This is a genomic window from Pseudomonadota bacterium (assembly GCA_039714795.1).
Taxonomy (GTDB): Bacteria; Pseudomonadota; Alphaproteobacteria; order JAGOMX01; family JAGOMX01; genus JBDLIP01.
Map to the genome: position 1 here is coordinate 1 of JBDLIP010000126.1, position 4,793 is coordinate 4,793.

Annotated in this window: 4 protein-coding genes; 3 read left to right on the top strand and 1 reads right to left on the bottom strand. The window is 42.8% G+C overall.

Features of this window, described 5'->3' with window-relative positions; all coding sequences use genetic code 11:
- Positions 1-1,058, bottom strand: a 1,058-nt coding sequence (locus tag ABFQ95_07620; GenBank protein ID MEN8237388.1) for an aminopeptidase P family N-terminal domain-containing protein, incomplete at its 3' end; no start/stop codon positions are given.
- Positions 1,059-1,466: 408 nt separating this feature from the next.
- On the opposite strand from ABFQ95_07620, the gene tssC reads away from it, so the two are divergent.
- Genes tssC through tssE form a run of 3 tightly spaced genes read left to right on the top strand, consistent with a single transcriptional unit; the run spans position 1,467 to position 4,574 of the window.
- Complete coding sequence (gene tssC, locus ABFQ95_07625) at positions 1,467-3,392, top strand: type VI secretion system contractile sheath large subunit (GenBank protein MEN8237389.1); 1,926 nt, start codon at positions 1,467-1,469, stop codon at positions 3,390-3,392.
- Between the two features lie 54 nt (positions 3,393-3,446).
- The gene (locus ABFQ95_07630) at positions 3,447-4,085 is read left to right on the top strand and encodes a hypothetical protein (GenBank protein MEN8237390.1); all 639 of its coding nucleotides are present in this window, start codon (positions 3,447-3,449) and stop codon (positions 4,083-4,085) included.
- An 18-nt stretch (positions 4,086-4,103) separates the two neighbouring features.
- Entirely contained in the window at positions 4,104-4,574 is a 471-nt protein-coding gene (tssE, locus tag ABFQ95_07635) for a type VI secretion system baseplate subunit TssE (protein MEN8237391.1), read from the top strand.
- Positions 4,575-4,793 lie beyond the last annotated feature (219 nt).

Here is a 4,793-nt window from a genome sequence, read left to right on the forward strand (position 1 = left end):
TCAGTTATATTTTTAGCTGGGACGACTCGGCTGAGCCAAGCCAAAAAATTGACCAAAGCCGTTCCATCGCGGATGTGGGCATTTCTCGCACCTGTGATTTCAACCGAGTTTTTGCAAGCTTGCGGCAGTAGACAAGGGTCTTGCGAGAAAATAACCTGACAATCAGCGCCTTGCAAGAAGTCTGTGATAAAAATAGGGCACGTTTTTTTATCCACCAAAATATGGGAGGCATTTTTTACAAGAGCGCGCAACCGTGTTGCAAATTCCTCTCTTGCATAGAGGCTGACATTCTCTCCAAAATATTGCATAACCTCTTGAGGCTGCCCAGGTGGGTTTAAAAAGAGCTCAGCCTGTCCACCAACATGCACAATGGCAAAACCTAGGGGAGCAGGTAGAAATGGAATATCGCTTGCGCGGATATTGAACAACCATGCAACTGAAGCAGGAAGTGTCAGAATGCAGGTTGCAACCCCTTGTGTTACAAGGGAATCTGTAATCTGTTTCAACTTTTCTTGTGCTGTTTTTCCTGCAAATTGTACGTCGTGAAGTTTCAACTTGGTTTGTGGTCGCGCTGGCTGGTCAGTCCATAATTCATCAATAGGATTACTTGAACACGGAATCCATTCGGTTTCTGTCTCCGTCACTTCATTTTGAAATCTTTCGAGATTTTCACGGGTGTGCAGCCAGGGATCAAAGCCAATACGTTGCTTTGCTTGGATATGATCCTTGAGCCATGTGTGCGGGTTGATGTTGGCAAGTGGACATATTTCGACAACCGTTGTGTCTACTTGATCTTGTGCTTGTAGTGTATAACGACCATCAACAAACAGGGCTGTTTTTTCTTGTAACACAATGGCAAATCCAGCACTGCCGGAAAAACCAGTTAGCCAGCGTAGCCTCTCCGCATGGGGCGGCACATATTCCCCCTGATGTTCGTCCACTTTTGGAACTAAAAATCCATCGAGCCCCTCTTTTTGCAAAAACCGCTTAAATTGGTTTAGGCGTTCAGTGGGCGACTGCAACGACGAAGTTGTAACCAGGGGATGAGTTTGGGACATGAAGTGCACTCCTATCACGTTCTTGATGATTATTATATATCCGTGCTGAATCAAAATGTTGAATTTTATACTCTCGTGAAATCAAAACCTTTAGTTTAATGATAGCGAGAAGCGCGCAGTTTACAAGTGTAAATGAGCACTTTGAGCGTATCAGGAAACAGAGGTTTTGATTTCACTTCGGTATATGATAGCGAAAAACGCACAATTTGATCCAGCTTCAGTATACGTGAAAATATTTATGCGTGAAAGAGCACCTTTCATCAATAATCTGTTCCCATAATGTATTTAGAAATGATTTACATAATTTTTATCTAAAAATTTTACGTCTTTTTAATCCTTATTCTGTGTAATAGAACTAGGAAAAGAGCATATTAGAGAAAACCTTGATAATGTAAGGGAGGGGTCAAAATGGCTGAAAGTATTCAACACAAACTCGACCGGGTTCGCCCGCCAAGAGTTCAAATAACATACGATGTCGAGATTGGTGAAGCCATTGAGGCGCGTGAACTTCCGTTTCTGATGGGAGTGATGGCCGATCTATCGGGTAAACCCAAAACAGCTTTACCCAAATTGAAAGAACGTAAATTTGTTGAAATAGATCGTGACAACATTAACGACGTGATGGCATCCTACCAACCTCGAATTGCAATATTTGTCGAAGACAAACTTGCAAAGGCAGGCGGCAAGCTTGGCGTTGAGCTGAACTTTAAATCAATGGATGACTTTGATCCACTCAATATCGTTAAACAAGTTCCAGCTATGGCAGAGCTTTATTCAACCAGAGTTAAGCTTAACGATCTGCTTGGCAAAATGGATGGTAACGAAGAGCTGGAAGAGCTACTAAACAAAATCATGAAAGACAACAAAGTCCGTGATGATATTAAAAAGGGAGCTGGCGCGAAGAGTGCGGCTATGGACAAAGTCCTCAAAGAAGGCAAATTGATGCGTGATGAATCACAGCGTGATTTTGCTAGTGCTTTGCTGCAGGAATTTGTCAAACAGCTGACCAAGGAAAAGGTCACAAGCGCTGATTCCTTATCTTTTATAGCTAAGAATATTCAAAGAATTGATGCCCTGCTTACCGGACAACTCAATGAAATTATGCATCACCCAGATTTCCAATCTATGGAAGGCTCTTGGCGCGGGTTGCATTATTTGGTCATGAAAACAGAGACCGGACGGCTTTTGAAACTGCGTGTTCTTAACATCACGAAAAAAGAATTGTTGAAAGATCTCGAAAGAGCCGTTGAGTTTGATCAAAGCCAATTGTTTAAAAAAGTTTATGAAGAGGAATATGGCACTTTTGGTGGTACTCCCTATTCTTGCTTGCTTGGAGATTATGAATTTGGTCGCCACCCGCAGGATATGGCACTGCTTGAAAAGCTCTCTCAGGTGGCCGCTGCTGCGCACGCTCCCTTTATGACGGCAGCAAGCCCTGCGCTTTTTGATCTGGATAGCTTTACCCAGATGGGTGTGCCACGAGATCTAAATAAAATCTTTGAAAACACTGAGCTTGTGAAATGGAATTCATTCCGCAACAGTGAAGATTCTCGCTATATTGCCTTAACGCTGCCTCGCATCTTAATGCGACTACCCTACGGGGCCAAAACAATTCCGGTTGAAGGAATCAACTTTGAAGAAGATGTCGACGGTGTCGACAACAGCAAATTCTGTTGGAGCAATTCGGCTTATGCCTTGGCTGAGCGCGTTACCAATGCTGTTGCTCTTTATAAATGGCCAGCTGCGATTCGCGGCGTTGAAGGTGGCGGTATGGTAGCAGGGCTTCCAGCCTATACATTTAAAACCACCGATGGAGATGTGGCTTTGAAATGTCCAACTGAAGTTGCCGTAACCGATCGCCGCGAGAAAGAACTCAGTGATCTAGGGTTTATCTCACTGTGTCATTCCAAAGGAACTGACTTTGCTGCTTTCTTTGGCGGGCAAACAACGCAAAGGGCAAAGCTATACAATTTGGATTCAGCAAATTCAAATTCACAACTGTCAGCTAGATTGTCTTATATGTTGGCATGCTCACGCTTTGCCCACTATATCAAAGTGATTATGCGCGATAAGGTTGGTTCTTTTATGAACAAACAAGAGGTTTCCAAGTATCTAAATACCTGGATTGCTCAATATGTCTTGATTACGGATCACGCAACTCATGCGGTAAAGGCCAAATACCCTCTGCGAGAAGCTCGTATTGATGTTGTCGATGTGCCTGGGAAACCTGGAAGTTACCGGGCTACGGTCTTTTTAAGGCCTCACTTCCAACTGGAAGAGTTGAATGTATCCTTGCGTTTGGTGGCTGACTTGCCTCCACCGGTTACAGGGTAAATTTTTTAACACAGCAGTAAAAATAAAGAAATATACAATTAGGAGGTAAAGGACATGCCAATTACATCTGGAGTTGGGGCAGAATTGCGGACTGAAACGTTTGTGTTTCCTGAAGACGTTGGTAGTGGACAAATAGTGAATAGGGAGCTCACTGTTAAGTCTTCATATGGACGCGGAGTTCATACAGCAGATATGGCTTTGCAAGTGCCTGAGCTGCTGGAGGCATCACTTCCCAATGTGGAGACAGCAATCCGTCTTAATCACTTTGAGCACGGTTTGCAAAGCTACTTCGTACCGAACGCAGAAAACCATCAAGTTGCTTCAGGTACAGTGCGGAGTTTCAACATTCTCGTTGTTGTTCCTAATGGTTCTTATGTACCCATTTTTGAAACAAAGCTGATAAACCGAGAAAAAATTACAAACATAAACGTATTGTACTTAAATGAAAAGGGGATAAGCGAACAATTCAGTTATGGTGATTGCCATATAGTTTACAGCAAAGTTGGACGTGTGATGACTTTGATAATATTTAGAGCTAAAGATTACATGCATGAATTCCATGCCGTTGATGCAGAAAGTGCAGATCCTGTGGGTCAAACTGCAGCTCAATATAACTTTGGCCTAGGTACTGGAGAGACTACCGATAATGAACCTGCAGAGCAAACACCTCCAGAAGAAGCTACAGTTGAATAATAAAAGCAGCAAAGCAGAATGCCGCACCACGATAAAATTGAAATTCTGGCTCCGTTGTTCCATCGTATGGTGGACGAGGAGCCTTCTGTTTCAGAGGAAGCCAAGCCACTTCGGACACTCAGCGTAGCAGAGCTTAAAAAATCCATTCGTGAGGAGGTAAGTTGGCTGTTAAATACCCGTTATAGCCGGTTACCCTTTTCCATTCATGCACTTGATGATAATAAGAAATCATGGAACGATAAGTCAGCCTACGGCTTGATCGATTTCTCGCATTTTGATGTGACACAAACATTAGGAAAACGCAAGCTTGAGCGCCATATAAAAAGGGCGCTTGAGTTTTACGAGTCACGGTTGCAGGATTTGGTTATCTCAGTAAAGTCTTTTAACCATCGAGACCAGTCAGCACGTGTGGTTATTAGTGGTGACATTAACGCCGTACCAGAGGCTGAACGTTATACTTTTCCAGTAGATGTGCAGCAAGCAATTTGATTGCTCTTACACGTCCGTCATTCCGAACTTGATCCCATTATTTTTTTTTGAATAACCAACAAAAGAAATGGCTCTTTTGCGTTTTGAGTGGGTAAGCTGAATTTTAGGTAGGCGAACAGCGTAGTTTCAGTTGGTAAAAATCCGAATTTCCAGCAAGTAAATAAACCATCGTTTTAAATAATTTATTCTTATACCCTTTTGTTTTTCTTTTTGTTACTT

Bases quoted from the DNA above. Each gene is read 5' to 3' on its own strand.
- ABFQ95_07630 (MEN8237390.1), top strand. From the start codon at position 3,447: ATGCCAATTACATCTGGAGTTGGGGCAGAATTGCGGACTGAAACGTTT.
- tssC (MEN8237389.1), top strand. From the start codon at position 1,467: ATGGCTGAAAGTATTCAACACAAACTCGACCGGGTTCGCCCGCCAAGA.
- tssE (MEN8237391.1), top strand. From the start codon at position 4,104: ATGCCGCACCACGATAAAATTGAAATTCTGGCTCCGTTGTTCCATCGT.